This window comes from Geodermatophilus sp. SYSU D01176 (genome assembly GCF_054050015.1).
Window position 1 is genome coordinate 1 of the sequence record NZ_JBJGYN010000022.1, and the last position, 16,693, is coordinate 16,693.

Genomic DNA, 16,693 nt, shown 5'->3' on the forward strand with positions numbered 1-16,693 from the left:
GGGCGGGGACCTCGGGTCCCCGCCCGCTCCACGTCCCCGACGGACCCGTCGACACGTCGCGCACAGGAGGATCCGGAGATGTCCACGAACACCGAGCCACCGGCGGACCGCGGCGGCAGGGACGACGACCTCCACCGCCTGTCGATGACGATCCTGATGACGCCCGACATGTCGAACTTCGCGGGCAACGTCCACGGCGGCCTGCTCCTGAAGTACCTGGACCAGGTCGCCTACACCTGCGCGACCCGCTGGTCGCGGACCTACGCCGTCACGCTCTCGGTGGACCAGGTAGTCTTCCGGGAACCGGTCCACGTGGGCGAGCTGGTGACCTTCCAGGCCAGCGTGAACCGCACCGGACGCACCTCCATGGAGATCGGCGTCCGGGTGACGACCGAGGACCTGGTCAGCCAGGTCGTCCGGCACACCAACAGCTGCTACTTCACGATGGTCGCGATCGGGCCCGACGGGCGTCCCGTGGAGGTGCCCCCGTGGCAGCCCCGGACCCCCGAGGAGCACCGGCGCCACGACGCGGCCGGCCGCCGCCGGGAGCTGCGCCGGGAGATCGAGCGGGTGACCACGGAGATCCGTGCGGGGAAAGCGCGCTGACGGGCACGCCTCCGGCGGACGCGGCACGACCGGGTGGCGCCGCCCACGGCGACGGGGTCCGTACCATCCACCGGTCGCACGATCGGGAGGTGGAGGGTGAGCTGTGAGAACTGCGCCGGCGCCTCCCAGGGCGGGATCCGCGTGCTCCTCGTCGACGACCACCCGCTGGTGCGCAGGGCCCTGGCCGACGCGCTGTCCGACGAGGACGACCTCACCGTCGTCGGCGAGTGCGACGACGGATCGCAGGCAGTGGAGGCCGCGGCGCGGCTGGCACCCGACGTCGTCTTCATGGACGTCTCCATGGCCGGGATGGACGGGCTGGCGGCCACCGCGGCGCTGCGTGCCGCGCACTCCGAGGCCCGGGTGATCCTGCTGACCGGCGAGGGCCCGGAGCTCCGGACCGAGGCCGAGGCCGTCGGAGCGCGAGCCCTGGTGCCGAAGGGCGCCCGTCTCGGTCCGCTGCTGCGGTGCCTGCGCACGGTCGCCGCCGGCGGCGCGGGCTGCCCGTTCTGCCTCTGACAGCGGTGTGCTGATTCGGTTGACGGTTCGTGCCGTCACAGCGGCGAGATCGGCGGTCTCGCACGGTTCCGGCCTCGAAGCGCGCGAGATCGCCGATCTCGCCAGTTGGCTCCCCCGACCAACCCGGGAACCGCGCGGCCGCTGCCGGGCGGGCTCAGGGCCCCGCGCGGTCGATCAGCCGGGAGAGCACCACCTCGCTGCGGGTCTGGTGGACGTTGGGCTGCTGCCGGAGCCGCTCGATGGCCTCCTCCAGGTGCGGGATGTCGGCGGCCAGGATGTGCACCAGCGCGTCCGCGGAGCCGGTGACGCTCCACGCGCCGACGATCTCGGGGACCTTCTCCAGGCTGCGGCGCAGCTCCAGCGGGGACGGCGTCCCCTCCCAGTAGACCTCCACGTAGGCCTCGGTCGTCCAGCCGAGGACCTCCGGGTCGACCAGCGCGGTGAACCCGCGGATCACCCCCTCGGCGAGCAGTCGGTCCACGCGGCGCTTGACCGCCGGCGCGGACAGGCCCACCTCGTCGCCGATGACGGCGTAGGTGGCGCGGGCGTCGCGGGTCAGGCAGCCGATGATCTGCCGGTCGAGCGGGTCCAGGCGGTCCGCGGTCCTCTGCAACACATCGGTCACCGTAGCGGTGAAGACGCAACGGATCGGCGTCCAGGACGCAACGGAGGCGCATTGATCGCGACATGCGACGTTCCTAGCCTCGACGGTGCACGGGCGCCGGCCGGTCCCGCCGCGGACCCGGCCGGCCCGCGCGCGGTCCGCCGTCCGAGCCCAGGGAGGGTCCCCATGGTCGCGCTGCAGCACACCGACAACCGGTTGTCCTCGAGCGAGCACGCCGCACTCACCGGGTCGGTGACGGCGCCGAACTACGCGCCCCTGCCGGTGGTCGTGGCCGAGGCGCGCGGCGCGTGGGTCACCGACGTCGACGGCCGTCGCTACCTCGACTGCCTCGCCGGGTACTCGGCGCTCAACTTCGGCCACGGGCACCCGGTCCTGCTCCGGGCGGCCCACGAGCAGCTGGAGCGGGTGACGCTCACCAGCCGCGCCTTCCACAACGACCGCCTCGGGCCCTTCGCCCGGGACCTGGCCGCCCTCGCCGGGATGGACCTGGTGCTCCCGATGAACACCGGGGCCGAGGCGGTGGAGACCGGCATCAAGGTCGCCCGCCGCTGGGGCTACCGGGTCAAGGGCGTACCCACCGACCGGGCGCAGGTCGTCGTCGCGGCGGGCAACTTCCACGGCCGCACCACCACGATCGTCAGCTTCTCCACCGACGACTCCGCGCGCGACGGCTTCGGCCCGTTCACCCCGGGCTTCACCGTCGTCCCGTACGGCGACGCCGACGCGCTGCGGGCGGCGCTCACGCCCGAGACGGTCGCGGTGCTGCTCGAGCCGGTGCAGGGCGAGGCCGGCGTCGTCGTGCCGCCGCCGGGCTACCTCGCCGCGGTGCGGCAGGCGTGCACCGACGCCGGCGTGCTGTTCATCGCCGACGAGGTGCAGTCCGGGCTGGGTCGGACGGGGGCCACCTTCGCCTGCGAGCTGGAGGGCGTCGTCCCGGACGTGTACCTGCTGGGCAAGGCCCTCGGCGGCGGCATCGTGCCGGTGTCGGCGGTGGTGTCCACCCGCGAGGTCCTCGGCGTCCTCACGCCGGGCAGCCACGGGTCGACGTTCGGCGGCAACCCCCTGGCGGCGGCGGTCGGGCACGCCGTGGTGGGCCTGCTGGAGACCGGCGAGTACCAGGAGCGGGCGGCCGCGTTGGGCGTGCAGCTGCGGAACCGGCTCGAGGGCCTGGTCGGGCACGGGGTGACGGCGGTGCGCACCCGGGGGCTGTGGGCCGGGATCGACGTCGACCCCGCCCTGATGACCGGGCGCGCCGCCTGCGAGCGGCTGGCCGAGCGCGGGGTCCTGGTCAAGGACGCGCACGGGCAGACCATCCGGCTGTCACCGCCGCTGGTGATCGAGCCCGAGGACCTCGACCGGGCCGTGGACGCCCTCGCCGCCGTGGTCGACGAGGGAGGGCGCTGACCTCCGGACACCGGACCGCGCCCCGCGCGTTGTCGATTGACTTTCGATAGGCAGTTGTCGAGGATCGATGCGTGGTCACGACGCGTCGGGTGGTCGGCCCGCTCCGGTTCCTGCTCGCGGTGGCGTTCGCCGCCCTGGTGCTGGCCCAGGTGGTGTTCCTGCCGGCGCTCTCGGGGGCGATGGCGGCGGACTCGCCGGACCTGGCGTACCTGCGGTGGCCGACGCTCGGAGTCGCCGTCCTGGGGCTGGGCTGCGTCCAGGTCGTCATCGTGTGCACCTGGCAGCTGCTCACCCTGGTCGAGGACGACCGCATCTTCAGCGAGGCGTCCATGGCCTGGGTGGACGGCATCGTGGGCGCGATCGCCGCGGCGGAGCTCCTCCTGCTCGGCACGTTCGTCTGGTCCGTCGTCCGCGTCGGGCTCCCCGGCCCGCCGCTCGTGCTCCTGCTGCTGCTCGTGGCCGGGGCCGTGGTCGGTCTGCTCGTGGTGGTGATGCGCGCGCTGCTGCAGCAGGCCACGACGCTGCGGACCGACATGGAAGCGGTCATCTGATGCCGATCGTCGTCCGCATCGACGTCGAGCTGGCCCGGCGCAAGATGAGCGTCGGCGAGTTCGCCGAGCGCGTCGGGCTCACGCCGGCGAACGTCGCGGTGCTGAAGAACGGCCGCGCCAAGGCCGTCCGGTTCAGCACGCTGGAGGCCATGTGCCGGGTGCTGGACTGCCAGCCCGGTGACCTCCTGGAGTGGGTCCCGGACGAGCACGAGGCACCGGACGTCGCCCGCCAGGCCCGCCGGTGAGCGTCGACGTCCTGGTGGTCGGAGCCGGGCTGGCCGGGCTGCACACGGCCACGCTGCTCGCCCGGCAGGGCCACGACGTGCTGCTCGCCGAGCGGCGGGCCACGCTCGCCGGCGCGATCCGCACCACGGGCATCTTCGTCCGCAGGACGCTCGACGACTTCCCGCTGCCGGCCGGGTGCCTCGGGCCGCCGGTCCGGCGGGTGGTGCTCCACCCCCCGGGACGCGGCCGTCCGGTCGAGCTGGTCAGCGAGCGCGACGAGTACCGGGTGGCAGACATGGCGGCGCTGTACACCGCGGCGGCCCGCACCGCCGCCGACGCCGGGGTGCGGATCACGCTCGGCACCCGGTACGCCGGCCGGCGGGACGGCGCCTGCCTGCTGGCCGGCCCGGAGGGGCCGCTCCGCGTGCGGGCGCGGTTCGTCGTCGGCGCCGACGGAGCCCGCTCGCGGGTCGCCCGCGACCTCGGCCTGGACCGCAACGACCACCTGCTGGTCGGCGCCGAGGAGGTCTTCGCGGTGTCGGGCAGCGGGCAGCCGCCGACCTTCCACTGCGTCCTCGACCCGTTGCTCGCCCCGGGCTACCTCGCCTGGGTGGTCGACGACGGGCGGCACGCCCACGTCGGCGTCGCCGGCTACGCCGACCGCTTCCCCGAGGGGATGCGCCGGGCCCTGGCCCGGTTCGCCGCCTCGGCGCCCGGCCTGCCCCGCGCCGGCCGCCCGGCGGAGGTGGAGCGGCGCGGCGGCCCGATCCCCGTCGGTGGGCTGCTGCGGCGGATCAGCTGCGCCGACGGGCTGCTCGTCGGGGACGCGGCGGGCGCGGTCTCCCCGCTCACCGCCGGGGGCCTCGACCCGTGCCTGCGGCTGTCGGAGCACGCCGCCGCCGTCCTCGACGACGCCCTGCGGACCGGCCACCCGGAGGCGGTGCGCGCCTACGACGGAGCCGCGCTGCGCGCCCGCTTCCGAGGCCGGCTGCTGCTGCGCCGCGGGCTGGCCCAGGTGCGCACGCCCGCCGTCGCGGCGGCGGCGTTCCCGCTGCTGCGCACGCCGCTCGGGCGGGCCGCGGCCCGCCGCGTCCTCTTCGGCGACCGGTCCTTCCCGGCGCCCTGAGCGCCCCGGCCGACCGGTCGCCGGCCGGGCGGTACGTGCAGGGTCCCCGGTGGGGTGCGCTCCGGGCAGGTCTGGGTAGGGCCGCAGCGGTCGCCGGGGAGCGCAGCTGCACCCCGGCGGCGGTACCGGCCGCCGGCGACAGCACCGAGCTGCTCGTCCACGCCCCGCGGCCCGGCGCGGCGGGTCGCCCGCGCCACCCGACCAGAGAGACGGAGCAGTCATGCGAGGAGCAGTCCTGCACGCCCCCGGCGACGTCCGCGTCGAGGACCGCCCCGACCCGGCGATCGAGCGGCCCACCGACGCGGTCATCCGGCTGACCGCCACCTGCGTGTGCGGGTCGGACCTGTGGCCCTACCGCGGCATCGCGGCCGTGGACGGGCCGTCCCCGATGGGCCACGAGTACGTCGGGGTGGTCGAGGACGTCGGCAGCGCGGTCACCACCGTCCGGCCCGGGCAGTTCGTCGTCGGCTCGTTCTTCGCCTCCGACAACACCTGCGAGCTCTGCCGGGCCGGCTACCAGTCCGCCTGCGTCGACCGGGAGCCGGTCGGCGCCCTCGGCGCGCAGGCCGACCGGCTGCGGGTCCCGCTGGCCGACGGCACGCTCGTCGCCACCCCCGGCCTGCCCTCCGACGACCTGGTCCCCGGCCTGCTGGCGGCGTCGGACGTGCTGGGCACCGGCTGGTTCGCCGCGGTGGCCGCCGAGGCCGGCCCCGGCAGGACCGTCGCGGTCGTCGGCGACGGCGCCGTGGGCCTGCTCGGGATCCTGGCGGCGCGGCAGCTGGGCGCCGAGCGGGTCGTCGCGATGAGCCGCCACGGGTCCCGCCAGCAGCTGGCGCGCGAGTTCGGCGCGACCGACATCGTGGAGGAGCGCGGCGACGAGGGCGTCGCCCGGATCAAGGACCTCACCGGCGGGCTGGGTGCGCACTCGGTCATCGAGGCCGTGGGCACCCAGGAGTCGATGATGCAGGCCATCCGCGCCACCCGCCCCGGCGGGCACGTCGGCTACGTGGGCGTCGCCCACGGCGTCGAGCTGCCGGGGGAGGAGCTGTTCGGCTCGCACGTCCACCTGCACGGCGGCCCGGCTCCGGTGCGCCGGTTCCTGCCGGAGCTGATCGACCTGATCTGCGCCCGCGCGATCGACCCCGGCCGGGTGTTCGACCTCGAGCTGCCGCTCGAGCAGGCCGCCGAGGGCTACCGCGCGATGGACGAGCGACGGGCGATCAAGGTCCTGCTGCGCCCCTGACCCCGGCCCGCTCCCGGGCGCCCGTCGCCGTCCCGGCAGGGGGTCGCGGCCGGCGCCCGGGGGTGTGGCAGCGTTCCCGGCATGGTCGGACACGAGGACCTCGCCGTGCGCACGCTCGGACCCTGCCGGATCGACTCCCCGCTCGCCTCCCGGCTCAGCGGCCGGGAGACGACCCAGCACTCGGTCGAGGAGGAGGACCGGATCCTCTTCGACGACACCATCTCCATGGCCGGTGCCCGCGGCCTGCCCGTCGAGCAGCTGCCCAGCCTGGAGCCCGGCGGCCCCCGGAAGCGGATCTACTTCGACCCGGCCAAGACCCGGGTCGGGATCGTCACCTGCGGCGGCCTGTGTCCCGGCCTGAACGACGTCATCCGCGGGCTGGTGCTCCAGCTCTCCCGGCACTACGGGGTCCGGCGCATCGTCGGTTTCCGCAACGGCTACCGCGGGTTCGTCCCGCGGTACGGGGAGGACGTCGTCGACCTCACCCCGGAGGTCGTGATGCACATCGACGACGAGGGCGGCACGATCCTCGGCACCTCCCGGGGCGAGCAGGACCCCGAGGAGGTCGTCGACGCCCTCGAACGGCTCAACATCAACATCCTCTTCGTCATCGGCGGCGACGGGACCATCCGCGGGGCGATGGAGATCGTCCGCGTGGTCGGCGAGCGGGGCCTGAAGGTCGCGGTGGTCGGGATCCCGAAGACGATCGACAACGACATCCCCTACATCGACCAGAGCTTCGGCTTCCAGACCGCGATGGCGGAGGCGACGAAGTCCATCCACGCGGCCAACGTCGAGGCCCGCTCCGCGCCCGGGGGGATCGGTCTGGTCAAGCTCATGGGCCGGCACTCCGGCTTCATCGCCTGCTACTCGACCCTGGCCAAGGACGACGCCGACTACGTCCTCATCCCCGAGGTGCCCTTTGCCCTCGACGGGGAGCGGGGGTTCCTGGAGCACCTGCGGCACCGGGTGCAGGAGCGGGGGCACGCCGTGGTGGTCGTCGCCGAGGGCGCCGGCCAGGAGCACGTCGAGGAGGAGGAGCCGGGCCGGGACGCCTCGGGCAACGTCCGCTTCGGCGACATCGGCCGGCTGCTGCGCAAGCGGATCGTCGAGCACCTGGACGCCGCCGGTGTGGAGAACAACGTCCGCTACTTCGACCCCAGCTACGCCATCCGCAGCGTCCCGGCCAACCCCTACGACAGCGCCTACTGCCTCCGCCTCGCCCACGCCGCCGTGCACGCCGCGATGGCCGGGCGCACGGAGGTCATCGTCGCCCGCAGACGGCGGCGGTTCGTGCACATGCCCATGCCGCTGGCGGTCAGCCGCCGCAACCACGTCGACCCGCTGGGCGACCTGTGGATGTCGGTGCTCGAGGCGACCGGGCAGCCCGTGCGCTTCGAGTGAGCCGCGCCGGCGTCACTCCCCGGGCGGGGGCACCGGCTCCTCCAACCGGTCCCAGCTGTGGTGGCTGAACAGCGTCTTGTTGCCAGCGGCGTCGTACACGACGAGGTGGCCGGTGGCCGTGAAGCTGAAGCGGGCGTCGTCGTCGTAGCGGATCACTTCGCCGTCGGCGCGGTGCAGGTCGAAGGCCATGCCGGGAGCCTGGCACGCGCAGCCGGTGCGGGGCCTCCCGGCGGCAGTAAGTGCCCGTCGGTGTCCGGCCGCGACCGGGCGGCGGGAGCGGGCGGCAGCCCGAGTGCGCGCTCCAGCAGCCGGAACCGGTAGACCGCCGTCAGGACGGCGAACCAGACGACCAGCGCGGGGATCACCGTCCGGAACACCGGGCCGGCGGCCTCGGTGAGGCCGAAGTGGTCCGTCACCGCGGGGACGAAGAGCATCCCGGTGAAGACCACGACGAGGCCGGCGACGAGCAGCGCGGGGCGCCGGTCCCCGGTCGATCCGCCGCTGCCGCGGCGTCGCGTCGGTGGACACCCGGCGTATGTCGGCGGTGAGCCGGCTGGCGTGGCCGGCGGCACGGACGTCGCGGGCGAGCTGGTGGCCCTCCCCGCCGACGCAGGAGCTGCCCGACAGCAGGTCCTCGCCGGGCTTCCTCCGCAGCGCCTCGGACTCGCCGGTCGGCAGCGACTCGTCGACCTCCACCAGGCCGCCGCGCTGCACCGGGCCGTCGACGACGACCTGGTCGCCAGGCCGGGTGTGCAGCACGTCGCCGCGCACCGTGAAGTTGGAGAAGACGTCGGTGCGCAGGATCCGGGCGTAGCTGGGGGAGGAGCCGGAGACGGCAATGTTGCGCTCCCCGCGCCGGCGCCGGCGCCGGGCCTCGGCCTCCCGCTGCGTCAGCCCGGCGGGAGGACGGCGCCGTCCGCCGTCCCCTGCTGCTGCACGTGCATCCCGCCCGTCCTCCCGGCCGTCCCCGGGGGTCTGCATCGGCAGGACGGGCACCGCTCGGCGGGCCGCCGGTCCACAGCGGGGTCCCGGCTGCCCGCAGGGGGTCGCGGTCAGCGGTCGCTGTCGGCGCCCTCGAGCAGCCGCTCGGGACGCAGCCGGCGCTCGACCAGCTCGGCGGCGACGTCGTCGGCGGTCCGGCCCGCGGCGTAGGCGTAGCCGCGCAGCAGGGCGAGGGCGTCCGCCGTGGGGACCTCCAGGGCGAGCATGAGCATGCCGACGGCGATCCACAGCCGGCCGCGCCGGCGCGCGTCCGGGGTGTCGGTCCACGCCGGCTGCTCGGTGGGTGCCCAGACCGACCAGTCGGCGGCGTCGGCGAGGTGGCCGGAGACGAGCTCGGCGACGCACCGGGCCTGGAGGGCGTCGATGGCGGTGGCCCCGTCCGGGTCGGCGCAGTAGAGGTCCATGCCGCCCAGGCCCCGCAGGCGTCCGCGGAGGGACAGGGCGAGGACGCTGCGCAGCGGCGTGGCGGTGACCAGCAGGTCGTGGAAGACCGGCCACCGGAGCGCCAGCTGTCGCTCGGTGCCGAAGACCGGCAGGCCGGACTGGGCGGCCAGCAGGCACGGCCCGCTGCCTGCGGTGAACTGCAGCCGCTCGGCCGTCGCGGCGACCTCGCTGCTGGCGGCCAGCGGGGTGCGCACGTCCCGCTCCCCGTGGACGCTCAGCCCGACCCCGTCGACGGGCAGCACGGTGGCGGCGGCGCGGGCCAGGCGCACCGCGAGCAGGTCCGGGTCGGGCCGACCGTCGGAGCGGTCCTCCAGCGCCTCGGCGAAGCGGATGGCGATGTCCACGGCTGCCTCCGGTGTCCGGGCCCACGACACGAGGCTCCAGGGACGAGGGTCGAGCCGGCTGTTGGACCCGAACGCCGGTCCGGTGCCCACCGGGCCGGTGCCCGAACCCCGGGGTGTCCGACGGAACGGGCCGGACCGCGTGTCCGGCGGGTCACCCGCGTCGGCCGGCGAACCAGTAGAGGAGCTGCAGCTCGGTCAGCCGGCAGCCGGCGCTGCAGTCGAACGACACCGGGTCCTCCCGGACCGTGCCGTCGCGCGCGGTGCCGATCCGCCAGCCGACGGCGGCCTGCTCGTCGCAGCGGGGGCAGTTGGTCCAGGTGATGCGCTCGTCGTCCATGCACGGCTCCGTGCGCCGTCGGCCGGTGCCGGCACCGACGACCGACTCCTCCAGGTCGGCGACCGGGACCGCCGGGGGATGCGCCCCGGCGGCGGCGCCCGGTGCGGGTGGGCGGACGACGAGGACGTCCGCGGTCCTCACCCGCCGGGGGTACGCGCCCGGTCCGGGCGGCGTTCACCCGACGACGGGGGACAGCGCCGAACGGCGCCGCGTGCCGGCCGGTGCAGGGCGACGTCCCGGCCAGCGAGGGCTGCGGCACCACCGACGACGCCCAGCTGCGGCGGCGCCGTCGACCCCGCGGCCGGTAGCCGGGAGGACGACGTCATCGCGTGCGCCCCGCTGGTGGAGAGCGGCCGGCCGCTCAGTAGGACCGCGGCAGGCCCAGCACCTTGGTGGCGACGAAGGCCTTGACCATGTTGTTGCTGACCGGGGCCACCCGGTACAGCCGCGTCTCGCGGAACTTGCGCTCGACGTCGTACCGGTCGACGAAGCCGTTCCCGCCGTGGGTGTCCAGCGCGGTGTTCGCCGCGGCCCAGCTCGCCTCGGAGGCCAGGTGCTTGGCCATGTTGGCCTCGGCACCGCAGGGCTGCCCGGCGTCGAACAGCCGGGCGGCCTCGTAGCGCATGAGGTCCGCCGCCCGCACCTGCATGTAGGCGTCGGCCAGGGGGAACTGGACGCCCTGGTGGGCGCCGATGGGGCGGCCGAACACCTCCCGCCCGTTCGCGTAGGCGACGGCGCGTTCGACGAACCAGTAGCCGTCGCCGATGGCCTCGGCGGCGAGCAGGACGCGCTCGGCGTTCCACCCGTCGATGACGTACCGGAAGCCGGCGTCGACCTCGCCGACGACGTGGTCGGCCGGCACCCTCATGCCGCGGTAGTGCACCTCGTTGGTGGCGTAGTTGACCATCGTCCGCACCGGCACGACCTCGAGGGTGTCCGGCTGCTCGGCGCGCACCTGCCGCAGGTCGACCAGGAAGAGGGTCAGCCCGCGCGTCCGGTCGGCCGTCCGCTCGCTGGTCCGGGCGAGGACGAGCGCCAGGTCGGACTCGAGGATGCGGCTGGTCCAGTTCTTGTGCCCGGTGATGACGAAGTCGTCGCCGTCGCGGGTGGCGGTGGTGGCGATGGCCGTGGTGTCCGACCCGGCGGCGGCCTCGGTGACCGAGAAGGCCTGCAGCCGCAGCTCGCCGCGGGCGATGAGCGGCAGGTAGGCGTCCTTGAGGGCCTCGCTGCCGTGCCGGAGCAGGGCGCCCATCGTGTACAGCTGCGCGTGGCAGGCGGCCGAGTGCCCGCCGGAGCGGTTGATCTCCTCCAGGACCACCGACGCCGCGGTCACGCCCAGCCCGGCGCCGCCGTACCCGGCCGGGACGAGGACCGACAGCAGGCCGGCCGCGGTGAGGGTGTCGACGAACTCCTGGGGGTAGCGGCGCTCGCGGTCGGCCTCGCGCCAGTACGCGTTTGGGAACCCGGCGCACACCGCGCGGGTGCGGGCGCGCAGCGCGTCCACGTCGGAGGGAGCGCCGGGCACGGGGGCTCCCTCCCCGTGGTTCAGCCCAGCTCCAGGCGGTCGGCGATCCCGGCCGCGGTGAAGGCGGCCACGACGTCGTCCCGGCCCTCGGAGAAGTGCGCCCAGCTGTCGCAGTGGGCGGGGACCACCCGGCGCGCGCCGAGGATCGTCGCGGCCTCGGCGGCCCGGGCCCCGTCGAGGGTGAGCAGGGCGCCGTCGAACAGCGCGGTGCGGGCCGCGCCGGCGAACAGCACCGCGGTGTCCACCGGCCCGGCCCGTCCGGCGATCTGGCGGACGACGTCCAGCGACGCGTTGTCGCCGCTGACGTGCACCGTGGGCAGGTCCGCGGCGGTCAGCAGGAAGCCGACGACCTCGCCGGTGACCGGCTCGCACCCCTCCGGGCCGTGCCGGGCGGGCGTCGCGGTCACCGTGACGGTGCCGCCGTCGGGGCGGGGGAGGTCCACGGCGTCCCAGGGGGCCAGCGCCCGCGTCGTCCCGCCGAGGCGGGCCGCGGCGCTGCGGGTGGTGAGGACCAGCGGGACCTCGGCGAGCACGGCGCGGCCGGAGGTGTCGAGGTTGTCGGGGTGCTGGTCGTGGGAGAGCAGGACCGCGTCGAGGGGACCCAGGTCGGCCGGGTCGGCGGCGCACGGTGCGGTCTTGGTGAGGGAGCGGCCGCCGCCGAGCGGGTAGTCGCCGGGGGCGTCGAACGTCGGGTCGGTGAGGAACCGCAGGCCGCCGTACTCGACGAGCGCGGTCGGCCCGCCGAGGACGCGGACCCGGATCGGCTCAGCGGTTCCGGTGGCATCGGACACGGGGGTACCTCCCGGGGTCGGCGGCAGCGGCGGTGCCCGACGTCGGGCGCACGAGGGGGACCCTAGGGCGTGGGACGCGGGCCGGCCCCGGCCCGGCGGAGCCGGTCAGGGCGCGCGGCGGACGACCCGGTCCGGATATACGCCGTCCCGTGTCGGGTATATCCTGGTCGGGTGACGAAGCGCCTGGTGGAGATCGACGACGCCGACCTCGAGGCGGCGCGGGCGGCGCTGTCGACCGCGACGATCCGGGAGACGGTCGGCCGGGCGCTGCGCGAGGCGGCCGCCGCCGCGGCCCGCCGGCGCGAGGTGGAACGGCTGATCGACGGGTCCTCGGCCCTCCTCGCCGCCGGGGAGGACCGGGACCGGGCGTGGCGGTAGTCGCCCGCTACCTCCTCGACACCAGCGCGGCCGCGAGGATGCCGCACCCGCGGGTCGCCGACCGCGTCGTCCCCCTGCTGTCCGCGGGACTGCTCGCCACCTGCGCCGCCCTGGACCTGGAGGCCCTGTACAGCGCGCGGTCGCCGCGGGAATACCGGGAGGTCCGGGCCGACCGCCGGCTGGCCTACGAGTACCTGCCCACCGAGGACGAGGACTGGCAGCGCGCGCTCCAGGTGCAGGCGGCGCTGGCCGACGCCGGCCGGTGGCGGGCGGTCGGGCTGGCCGACCTGGTCACCGGTGCCGTCGCCGAGCGGCACCGGGTGACCGTGCTGCACTACGACGGGGACTTCGACACCGTGGCCGCCGTGACCGGCCAGGGCACCGAGTGGGTCGTCCCGGCCGGCTCGGTGCCCTGACGACGGCGCTCCCGTCCCGTCTGCGGCGCAGGGGGCGCGCGGCGAGGATGGGGCGGTGCAGCCACAGGTCCGCGACAGCAGCCGGGTCGAGTCCGAGGTGTGGGACGACCCGGTGCGCGGGGACGTCTCCTTCCGGGTGCTGTTCAGCGCCGACCGGACGCCGACGTCCTCCCTCTACACCGGGGTGGCCGAGCTGGGGCCCGGCGGCTGGCTGGGGCTCCACCGGCACACCCAGGCCGAGGTCTACCACCTCGTCGAGGGCAGCGGGGTCGTCGTCCTGGACGGGGTCGAACACCCGGTGGCGGCGGGGGCGGCGGTGTTCATCCCCGGCGACGCGGAGCACGGTGTCCGCAACACCGGCGAGGGGGTGCTCCGGTTCGTGTACGCGTTCGCGGCGGACTCGATCGACGACGTGGTCTACCGGTTCTCCGACGACGGGTGACCGACGCCCCCTCGGGGGTGCGCGCGACCTGTCGGACCGGACGGCGAGACTGCCGGCGTGAACCGGGTCGTCCTCGTCCGCCGGGCAGAGGGCGCCGTGGAGGCGCGCGAGCTCACCGGCGACGGGACGCCGGCCGGTGTCACCCGGCTCCCCGCCGGTGGGCTCGCGGCCTTCGTCCGGGACCGGGAGCGCACGCCGGTCCGCTGGGTGTGGGACGACACCACCCGCTGGTACCCGTCGCTGCTGGACGCCGGGGTCCGGGTCGAGCGCTGCACCGACCTGCGGCTCACCCACGCGCTGCTGCGGCGCTCGCCCTTCGTCCAGCAGGCCCTGCTGGGGGTCGACGAGACCGCCGGCTGGGACGCACTGCAGCCGGTCACCGCGACCGACCCCGGCCTCTTCCCGCTCGACGACCCCGCCGACGCCCTCGACCCGGTGGCCGAGCACGGGCGCCAGCAGGCCGCCGTCGCCGCCTCCGCGCAGCCGCACCGGCTGGGCCTGCTGCTGGCGGCCGAGTCCTCCGGCGCGCTGGTGGCCGCCGAGATGACGCACGCCGGGCTGCCGTGGCGGGCCGACGTGCACGCGCGTCTGCTCACCGAGCTGCTGGGGCCGCGCCCGCTGCCCGGCTCCCGCCCGGCGGTGCTGGAGGCGCTGGCCGGCGAGGTCCGCGCCGCGCTGCGGGCGCCGGAGCTGAACCCCGACTCGCCCGGCGCGCTGCTGACGGCGCTGCAGGCCGCGGGCCTGGCCGTGGAGGACACCCGGTCCTGGACGCTGGAGCAGCTGGACCACCCCGTCGTCCCGCCCCTGCTGGAGCACAGGAAGCTCTCCCGGCTGCTGACCGCGAACGGCTGGGCGTGGCTGGACGCCTGGGTGCGCGACGGCCGGTTCCGGTCGTGGTTCGTGCCCGGTGGCGTGGTCACCGGGCGGTGGGCGTCCAACGGCGGGGGAGCGCTGTCGGTGCCGACGCAGGTGCGCCCCGCGGCGGTGGCCGACGACGGCTGGCGGCTCGTCGTCGCCGACGTCGCCCAGCTGGAGCCGCGGGTGCTCGCCGGCATGAGCGGGGACGGCGCCATGGCCGAGGCGGCCCGCGCCGCCGACCTCTACGAGGGCATGGTGGCCGCCGGCACCGTCGAGACGCGGGCGCAGGCGAAGCTGGCGCTGCTCGGCGCGATGTACGGCGCCACCCGGGGCGAGAGCGGCCGGATCCTGCCCCGGCTGGCCCGCCGGTACCCCCGCGCCATCGGACTGGTGGAGGAGGCCGCGCGGGCGGGGGAGCGCGGCGAGGTCGTGCACACCCTGCTCGGCCGCGGCTCGCCGCGGCCCACCGGCGCGTGGGCGGAGCGCGCGGTCGCACTCGGCGAGCCGGCCGAGGCAGCGGGCTCCCGGGAGGACCGCGACCGGCACCGCCGCGCCTGGGGGCGGTTCACCCGCAACTTCGTCGTCCAGGGCACCGGGGCCGAGTGGGCGCTGTGCTGGCTGGCCGACCTCCGCAACCGGCTGTGGCGCCTCGGCGGCGCGGAGCCGCTGGAGCAGCGGCCGCACCTGGTCTTCTTCCTGCACGACGAGGTCGTCGTGCACACGCCGGAGCACCTCGCCGCCGAGGTCGTGGAGGAGGTCCGGCGGGCCGCCGCCACGGCCGGCCGGCTGCTGTTCGGCGGGTTCCCCGTCGACTTCCCGCTCGACGTCGCCGTCGTCCGCTCCTGGGCCGACGCCGGCTGAGTCCGGGGGCGGCCCGTCTGCGACGCGCAGTGCGAGCAGGGGGGTTCGGCATCGTCGGACGAGCGCCCTTGTCACCACCTCCGACGGCCTCCGTAGCCTCCCGCCACGCTCCAGACCCCAGACGGGGTCGCTGGTTCGAGGAGGAACAGCATGAGAGTGCGATCCCTGACGACAGCCGTCCTCACGGCGGCCAGCTGCGTGGTCCTGGCCGCACCGGCGCTGGCGGTCGCCCCGCACCAGGCGCCGCCGCTGGCGACGTACCAGGACCCCGGCGCGGAGCCGTGGGTGGCGGCGTGGACCACCGCGCCGCAGGGCGTCTACCCGCTCGGCTACGCGGTGGGGCAGCCGGGGCCGCAGGGTGAGTTGGTGCCCGGCGTCGAGCAGCCGCTCCTCGAATACGCCTTCCCCGACGAGCAAGCCCAGGACCAGACCATGCGCATGGTCGTGCACCCGGGCATCGGCGGTGACGACTGGCGGGTCAAGCTCAGCAACCGGTTCGGCACGCAGCCGGTGACCTTCGGTCGCGCGACCGCCGCCCTGCAGCAGAGCGGCGCCACCGTCGTCGCGGGCACCGAGCAGCAGCTCACCTTCGACGGCCGGCAGTCGGTGACCCTGCAGCCGGGCGAGGAGCTGCGCAGCGACGCCATCCGCATGGAGCTCACCGACGCCGAGGCTCAGCGGTCCAACGTGGCGGTCAGCCTGCACGTCCAGGGGGCCAGCGGGCCGATGACCTGGCACGCGGCGTCCTTCACCACCTCCTACGTCACCGACCCGGGCGCGGGCGACCACACCGGCGACCTCACCGACGAGGCCTTCCCGCACTCCACGACGAGCTGGTTCTTCCTGACCGGGCTGGAGGTCCAGCGGGAGGACGCCGGAACGGTGGTCGCCCTCGGGGACTCCATCACCGACGGCTTCTTCTCCACCATCAACGGCAACGACCGCTGGCCGGACGTGCTGCAGCGCCGCCTGCTGGCCGAGGACGACGAGCAGGTCGTCTCGGTCGTCAACCAGGGCATCGCCGGCAACATGGTGACCCGGGTTGGGCGCCTGCCGGGAGGCTGCACCCCGTGCGACGGGCCGCCGGCCGTCGACCGGCTCGATGAGGACGTGCTCAGCCAACCGGGTCTGCGCGCCGTCGTCCTGCTGGAGGGCATCAACGACATCGGGGGCGGCGGTGCGACCGCGGCGGAGGTCACCGCCGGCATGGCGGAGATCGCCGACCGGGTGCACGCCGCCGGGATCCCGATCATCGGGGCGACGCTGACGCCCTCGGGCGGCGCCGAGGACGGCCTGGCGAACTACGGCACGGCCGAGACGGACGCGCAGCGGCGGGCGGTGAACGAGTTCATCCGCACCAGCGGGGTGTTCGACGCCGTGGTCGACTTCGCGGCGGCCACCGAGGACCCGGCCGACCCCAGCCGGCTGCTGCCCGCCTACGACACGAACACGTCGGTGGGTGGCCCCGGCGACCACCTGCACCCCAACCGGGCCGGGTTCCTGGCCATGGGCTCCGCGTTCGACCTGGAGGAGCTGCGGCAGCTCGTCGCCTCCGCCGCGCCGCAGGCCATGGCGGCCGGTTGACGACGGCA

At 75.6% G+C, this 16,693-nt stretch carries 20 protein-coding genes and 1 pseudogene; 13 read left to right on the forward strand and 8 right to left on the reverse strand.

Annotated elements, in window-relative coordinates:
* Positions 1-78: 78 nt before the first annotated feature.
* Together ACI78Z_RS13285 and ACI78Z_RS13290 are read left to right on the forward strand one after the other, a co-directional pair.
* A complete protein-coding gene (locus ACI78Z_RS13285; RefSeq protein WP_457037010.1) occupies positions 79-606 on the forward strand; it encodes an acyl-CoA thioesterase in 528 nt (175 codons plus the stop codon).
* A 96-nt stretch (positions 607-702) separates the two neighbouring features.
* The gene (locus ACI78Z_RS13290; protein ID WP_457037011.1) at positions 703-1,125 is read left to right on the forward strand and encodes a response regulator; all 423 of its coding nucleotides are present in this window, start codon (positions 703-705) and stop codon (positions 1,123-1,125) included.
* Positions 1,126-1,279: 154 nt separating this feature from the next.
* On the opposite strand, the gene ACI78Z_RS13295 is transcribed toward ACI78Z_RS13290, so the two are convergent.
* Positions 1,280-1,741: an Lrp/AsnC family transcriptional regulator gene (locus ACI78Z_RS13295; RefSeq protein WP_457037012.1), complete on the reverse strand. Its 462-nt coding sequence runs from the start codon at positions 1,739-1,741 to the stop codon at positions 1,280-1,282.
* Between the two features lie 174 nt (positions 1,742-1,915).
* Between ACI78Z_RS13295 and rocD the strand changes: the two genes are divergently transcribed.
* The 6 genes from rocD to ACI78Z_RS13325 all read left to right on the forward strand — a co-directional run bounded on the left by rocD (position 1,916) and on the right by ACI78Z_RS13325 (position 7,703).
* Complete coding sequence (rocD, locus tag ACI78Z_RS13300) at positions 1,916-3,154, forward strand: ornithine--oxo-acid transaminase (protein WP_457037013.1); 1,239 nt, start codon at positions 1,916-1,918, stop codon at positions 3,152-3,154.
* Positions 3,155-3,225: 71 nt separating this feature from the next.
* Positions 3,226-3,705, forward strand: a complete 480-nt coding sequence (locus tag ACI78Z_RS13305) for a DUF2975 domain-containing protein (protein WP_457037014.1) — start codon at positions 3,226-3,228, stop codon at positions 3,703-3,705.
* Positions 3,705-3,950, forward strand: coding sequence for a helix-turn-helix domain-containing protein (locus tag ACI78Z_RS13310; protein ID WP_457037015.1), 246 nt, complete (start codon positions 3,705-3,707; stop codon positions 3,948-3,950). The genes ACI78Z_RS13305 and ACI78Z_RS13310 overlap by 1 nt, the downstream gene beginning before the upstream one ends.
* Positions 3,947-5,056, forward strand: a complete 1,110-nt coding sequence (locus tag ACI78Z_RS13315; RefSeq protein ID WP_457037016.1) for an FAD-dependent oxidoreductase — start codon at positions 3,947-3,949, stop codon at positions 5,054-5,056. Before ACI78Z_RS13310 ends, ACI78Z_RS13315 begins: the two co-directional genes overlap by 4 nt.
* A 220-nt stretch (positions 5,057-5,276) precedes the next feature.
* The gene (locus tag ACI78Z_RS13320) at positions 5,277-6,299 is read left to right on the forward strand and encodes a zinc-dependent alcohol dehydrogenase family protein (RefSeq protein ID WP_457037017.1); all 1,023 of its coding nucleotides are present in this window, start codon (positions 5,277-5,279) and stop codon (positions 6,297-6,299) included.
* 81 nt (positions 6,300-6,380) lie between these two features.
* Positions 6,381-7,703 carry an ATP-dependent 6-phosphofructokinase gene (locus tag ACI78Z_RS13325; protein WP_457037018.1) on the forward strand — a complete coding sequence of 441 codons (1,323 nt, stop codon included), beginning with the start codon at positions 6,381-6,383 and terminating at the stop codon, positions 7,701-7,703.
* A 12-nt stretch (positions 7,704-7,715) separates the two neighbouring features.
* On the opposite strand, the gene ACI78Z_RS13330 is transcribed toward ACI78Z_RS13325, so the two are convergent.
* From ACI78Z_RS13330 to ACI78Z_RS13360, 7 genes and pseudogenes are all read right to left on the reverse strand, one after another.
* Positions 7,716-7,892, reverse strand: coding sequence for a hypothetical protein (locus ACI78Z_RS13330; RefSeq protein WP_457037089.1), 177 nt, complete (start codon positions 7,890-7,892; stop codon positions 7,716-7,718).
* Positions 7,856-8,152: a hypothetical protein gene (locus ACI78Z_RS13335; RefSeq protein WP_457037091.1), complete on the reverse strand. Its 297-nt coding sequence runs from the start codon at positions 8,150-8,152 to the stop codon at positions 7,856-7,858. The genes ACI78Z_RS13330 and ACI78Z_RS13335 overlap by 37 nt, the downstream gene beginning before the upstream one ends.
* Before the next feature lie 97 nt (positions 8,153-8,249).
* A pseudogene (locus ACI78Z_RS13340) lies at positions 8,250-8,684 on the reverse strand (P-type ATPase); the annotation flags it as partial.
* Positions 8,685-8,755: 71 nt separating this feature from the next.
* Positions 8,756-9,493 carry an ANTAR domain-containing protein gene (locus ACI78Z_RS13345; RefSeq protein WP_457037019.1) on the reverse strand — a complete coding sequence of 246 codons (738 nt, stop codon included), beginning with the start codon at positions 9,491-9,493 and terminating at the stop codon, positions 8,756-8,758.
* Between the two features lie 151 nt (positions 9,494-9,644).
* Entirely contained in the window at positions 9,645-9,971 is a 327-nt protein-coding gene (locus ACI78Z_RS13350) for a hypothetical protein (RefSeq protein WP_457037020.1), read from the reverse strand.
* A gap of 220 nt (positions 9,972-10,191) precedes the next feature.
* Entirely contained in the window at positions 10,192-11,355 is a 1,164-nt protein-coding gene (locus ACI78Z_RS13355; protein ID WP_457037021.1) for an acyl-CoA dehydrogenase family protein, read from the reverse strand.
* 20 nt (positions 11,356-11,375) lie between these two features.
* Positions 11,376-12,146: an MBL fold metallo-hydrolase gene (locus tag ACI78Z_RS13360; RefSeq protein WP_457037022.1), complete on the reverse strand. Its 771-nt coding sequence runs from the start codon at positions 12,144-12,146 to the stop codon at positions 11,376-11,378.
* Positions 12,147-12,317: 171 nt separating this feature from the next.
* On the opposite strand from ACI78Z_RS13360, the gene ACI78Z_RS13365 reads away from it, so the two are divergent.
* The 5 genes from ACI78Z_RS13365 (at position 12,318) to ACI78Z_RS13385 (ending at position 16,685) form a co-directional block, all read left to right on the forward strand.
* Complete coding sequence (locus ACI78Z_RS13365) at positions 12,318-12,524, forward strand: DUF2191 domain-containing protein (protein ID WP_457037023.1); 207 nt, start codon at positions 12,318-12,320, stop codon at positions 12,522-12,524.
* Positions 12,515-12,940 (forward strand): PIN domain-containing protein, encoded by a 426-nt coding sequence (locus ACI78Z_RS13370; RefSeq protein ID WP_457037024.1) that lies wholly within the window; start codon positions 12,515-12,517, stop codon positions 12,938-12,940. The genes ACI78Z_RS13365 and ACI78Z_RS13370 overlap by 10 nt, the downstream gene beginning before the upstream one ends.
* Positions 12,941-12,995: 55 nt before the next feature.
* Positions 12,996-13,382, forward strand: coding sequence for a cupin domain-containing protein (locus ACI78Z_RS13375; protein ID WP_457037025.1), 387 nt, complete (start codon positions 12,996-12,998; stop codon positions 13,380-13,382).
* A gap of 57 nt (positions 13,383-13,439) precedes the next feature.
* The gene (locus ACI78Z_RS13380; RefSeq protein ID WP_457037026.1) at positions 13,440-15,101 is read left to right on the forward strand and encodes a bifunctional 3'-5' exonuclease/DNA polymerase; all 1,662 of its coding nucleotides are present in this window, start codon (positions 13,440-13,442) and stop codon (positions 15,099-15,101) included.
* A 150-nt stretch (positions 15,102-15,251) separates the two neighbouring features.
* Positions 15,252-16,685 carry an SGNH/GDSL hydrolase family protein gene (locus tag ACI78Z_RS13385; protein ID WP_457037027.1) on the forward strand — a complete coding sequence of 478 codons (1,434 nt, stop codon included), beginning with the start codon at positions 15,252-15,254 and terminating at the stop codon, positions 16,683-16,685.
* Positions 16,686-16,693 lie beyond the last annotated feature (8 nt).

Bases quoted from the DNA above. Each gene is read 5' to 3' on its own strand.
- ACI78Z_RS13320 (WP_457037017.1), top strand. From the start codon at position 5,277: ATGCGAGGAGCAGTCCTGCACGCCCCCGGCGACGTCCGCGTCGAGGAC.
- ACI78Z_RS13325 (WP_457037018.1), top strand. From the start codon at position 6,381: ATGGTCGGACACGAGGACCTCGCCGTGCGCACGCTCGGACCCTGCCGG.
- ACI78Z_RS13330 (WP_457037089.1), bottom strand. From the start codon at position 7,892: ATGGCCTTCGACCTGCACCGCGCCGACGGCGAAGTGATCCGCTACGAC.
- ACI78Z_RS13385 (WP_457037027.1), top strand. From the start codon at position 15,252: ATGAGAGTGCGATCCCTGACGACAGCCGTCCTCACGGCGGCCAGCTGC.
- ACI78Z_RS13285 (WP_457037010.1), top strand. From the start codon at position 79: ATGTCCACGAACACCGAGCCACCGGCGGACCGCGGCGGCAGGGACGAC.
- ACI78Z_RS13310 (WP_457037015.1), top strand. From the start codon at position 3,705: ATGCCGATCGTCGTCCGCATCGACGTCGAGCTGGCCCGGCGCAAGATG.
- rocD (WP_457037013.1), top strand. From the start codon at position 1,916: ATGGTCGCGCTGCAGCACACCGACAACCGGTTGTCCTCGAGCGAGCAC.